Origin of the sequence: Streptomyces sp. NPDC006458 (assembly GCF_040612135.1) — a bacterium.
Classification (GTDB): Bacteria; Actinomycetota; Actinomycetes; order Streptomycetales; family Streptomycetaceae; genus Streptomyces.
Genome location: NZ_JBEXPR010000085.1, coordinates 1 through 2,594, shown reverse-complemented (window position 1 = coordinate 2,594; position 2,594 = coordinate 1). Strand labels below are relative to the sequence as shown.

3 protein-coding genes and 1 pseudogene are annotated in these 2,594 nt (G+C 66.1%); 3 read left to right on the top strand and 1 reads right to left on the bottom strand.

From position 1 onward, the window contains the following. The first annotated feature begins 138 nt into the window (after positions 1-138). Positions 139-513: a hypothetical protein gene (locus ABZZ79_RS39615; RefSeq protein WP_356697531.1), complete on the top strand. Its 375-nt coding sequence runs from the start codon at positions 139-141 to the stop codon at positions 511-513. Between the two features lie 29 nt (positions 514-542). Here ABZZ79_RS39615 and ABZZ79_RS39610 read toward each other — a convergent pair. Then, positions 543-692: pseudogene (locus ABZZ79_RS39610) on the bottom strand (ATP-binding protein); the annotation flags it as partial. An 822-nt stretch (positions 693-1,514) separates the two neighbouring features. Between ABZZ79_RS39610 and ABZZ79_RS39605 the strand changes: the two are divergent. Both ABZZ79_RS39605 and ABZZ79_RS39600 read left to right on the top strand, forming a co-directional pair. Next, entirely contained in the window at positions 1,515-1,901 is a 387-nt protein-coding gene (locus ABZZ79_RS39605; RefSeq protein ID WP_356697529.1) for a site-specific integrase, read from the top strand. After that, complete coding sequence (locus tag ABZZ79_RS39600) at positions 1,898-2,212, top strand: helix-turn-helix transcriptional regulator (RefSeq protein ID WP_319171778.1); 315 nt, start codon at positions 1,898-1,900, stop codon at positions 2,210-2,212. Before ABZZ79_RS39605 ends, ABZZ79_RS39600 begins: the two co-directional genes overlap by 4 nt. Positions 2,213-2,594: the final 382 nt, after the last annotated feature.

Sequence of the window (2,594 nt, the reverse complement as noted above, 5' to 3'; positions counted from 1 at the left end):
CGCTCCAAGCCTTCGACATCACCTTCGACGGCCGGCTCACCGCCGGACGCCGCTGAACAAAATCGACTGAGTTCCACCGTTCGCTACACAGACCCGATCTCGGTTGAGAGCGACGTCCCGACCAGGGACACTCACACGATGAATCACAGCGCATCGGCCGAACCGGTCGAGAGTGGGTGGGACGAGCCCTGGTATCGGGTCCGCGCCGAGGACTTTGAGGCATTGTTCTTGCCCGGCCCTGACGAGGATCTTGATGCGGTGTGCAATGTCGACGTCGAGGTCCGGCTGGTGGATGGATCTCGGTGGAGTGCGACCGTGTTCACGGTTGCCGAGGTCGAGCGACTGATGGAGGAGTGGTCTCGAAGCGGTGAGGCTCTGGGGGGCCGCTATTTCTGGTGTTCGGACGGCCTGATTGTGCGTGATCCCGGCATCAACAGCATGACCGAGGTGATCAGGGGACTGCTCGATGCCGATGAGTTCGGCGGCGTCTTCCAGCGACTTGAGGACAAGTGACCGGTCGGCTCCCGCCCTGAAACGATCAGTCAGGCCACGTCGTTCTCCCGCTCGATGGCCTTGAGGCGGTTCTTGAGCCGGTAGCTGTTGCCGTTGATGGAGATCACTTCGCAGTGGTGGAGGAGACGGTCGAGGATGGCGGTGGCGAGGACTTCGTCGCCGAAGACCTGGCCCCATTCATCTGGGGCTGGCACATGTTCCTTTTCGAGGATTGCTGCTGCCACCGGCCCGTATCCATCTCCTGCGGTCCTCGTTGGTCTTCATGGTAGTGCTCGGATTCTCCAGGTGCTGCCTTGATCGGTGAGGTGCGAGGAAGGTGTGCCGGTGACATCCCAGTTGCGGGTGATCGAGGGTGGTGCCGTCCTGCTGGAGCCGGTGGCTGCCGATCCGTGGGAGTTCCAGGCCGAGTGTGTCGAGGCGTTCGTTGCCTCGTGGCGGGCCCGCGGGTTCAGTCCGGTGACGGTCGAGAACGACATTGGCCTGCTGGAACGGACGCTGAACGCGCTGGGCCGGCCCGCGTGGGACGTCACCCCGGAGGACATCGACCGCGTCGTCGGCGACCTGGCCCTCGCTGGACGGGCGGCTTCGACCCGGCGCGAGTATGTGCAGATCTTCAAGGGCTTCCACCGGTTCCTGCAGGTCCGCAAGGCTGTTGAGATTGAAGCGGGGTTCGGTGTCCGTCTGGTCTGCCCGGTGGACGAGTTCAACGCCTCACGGCATGTCGGGGACGATTCCCCGGCTCAGCTGCCGCCGCCGACCCCGGAACGGGTGGCGGAGTTCTTCGATTTCCTCAAGGCCCGCATCGCCACTGCCCGGAAGTACGGGCCCGCGGCCCGGGACTATGCGATGTTCCGGACCCTGTATCACGCCGGCCTGCGCTCGGAAGAAGCCTCCTTGCTGGAGCGTTCCGACGTCCACTTCTCGCGGGGCCCGTTCGGAAAACTTCACGTACGTTTCGGCAAGGCGCCCGCACTTCCGGCCCCAGGCCGCGCTGGGTGCCCATGCTGGACGGCCTTGACCTCGTCCTGCACTGGTTCATCGACGACGTGCGGGGCAAGTTCCCCGACTCGCCGGTGCTGTTCGCGGACGAGTCCGGCGGCAGCCTGCACCGCGGGACGATCCGCAACCGCCTGCGCTATCTGATGGAACTCGAAGGACGCCCGGCCGCCGACCGGTTCAGCCCGCATGCCCTGCGGCGGGCCTGCGCGACCCACAACTACGAACGCGGTGTGGACCTCGTGGCGATCCAGCAGCTCCTCGGTCACTGGACGGTCAGCTCGACCATGCGATACGTCCGGCCGTCCGCGACGTTCATCGAGGACGCGTATCGCCGCGCGGTGACCACCACGCTGGGCGAACTCACCGCCGAGGAGGGCAGCCCCGCATGAAGATCCGATGGCGCCTGCGGATGGCCGCCGCCCAGCGTGAGGTCTGGACCGGCACCCAGCTGCAGCGGCTTCTGGCCGAACGTGCCGGCCTGCAGATGTCCTCTGCGTCGGTGTCCGCGCTGTTCACCAAGGAGCCCTCACAGGTGAAGATGTCCACCCTGATCGCGTTGTGCACCGCGCTGGAATGCACTCCCAACGACCTGTTCGAGGTCGACACCACCCCCGTCGAGCGTCCTGCCGCCCCACCGCGACCCGTCGCTGATCTGCCCAAGGCGGCCTCCGCCCGCGGCCGTTCGATGCCACCGCTCTGACTGGGGTGGCATCGTGGGCGTCAGACAGAGCGACTGCGTCGGCTGCGGAGCCCCGGTCGGCTTCATCGACCGGCAGTACTGCTGTCGCTGCACGGCCCGGCAGAAGGAAGCGGCGGCCAGGGCGGCTTGCCCCCGCTGCGGCCAGCAACGTGTCCTCCAGGAGGACACCGGCCGGTGCATCACCTGCTCACGCGTGTGCACCGTCTGCGGCCATCCGGTCAGAGACAAGACTGCAACGTTGTGCCGGGACTGCGCACGCAAGACGGAACGCGACGCCGCCAAGGCGTCCTGAAGCTTCCCCGTGATGCTGGACACCTGGAGACTGGGACATGAGGTTCCAGAGGAAGTAGTGGCCAGGTGGGAAGTAAGAGCAACCGCAGCA

Bases quoted from the DNA above. Each gene is read 5' to 3' on its own strand.
- ABZZ79_RS39600 (WP_319171778.1), top strand. From the start codon at position 1,898: ATGAAGATCCGATGGCGCCTGCGGATGGCCGCCGCCCAGCGTGAGGTC.
- ABZZ79_RS39605 (WP_356697529.1), top strand. From the start codon at position 1,515: ATGCTGGACGGCCTTGACCTCGTCCTGCACTGGTTCATCGACGACGTG.
- ABZZ79_RS39615 (WP_356697531.1), top strand. From the start codon at position 139: ATGAATCACAGCGCATCGGCCGAACCGGTCGAGAGTGGGTGGGACGAG.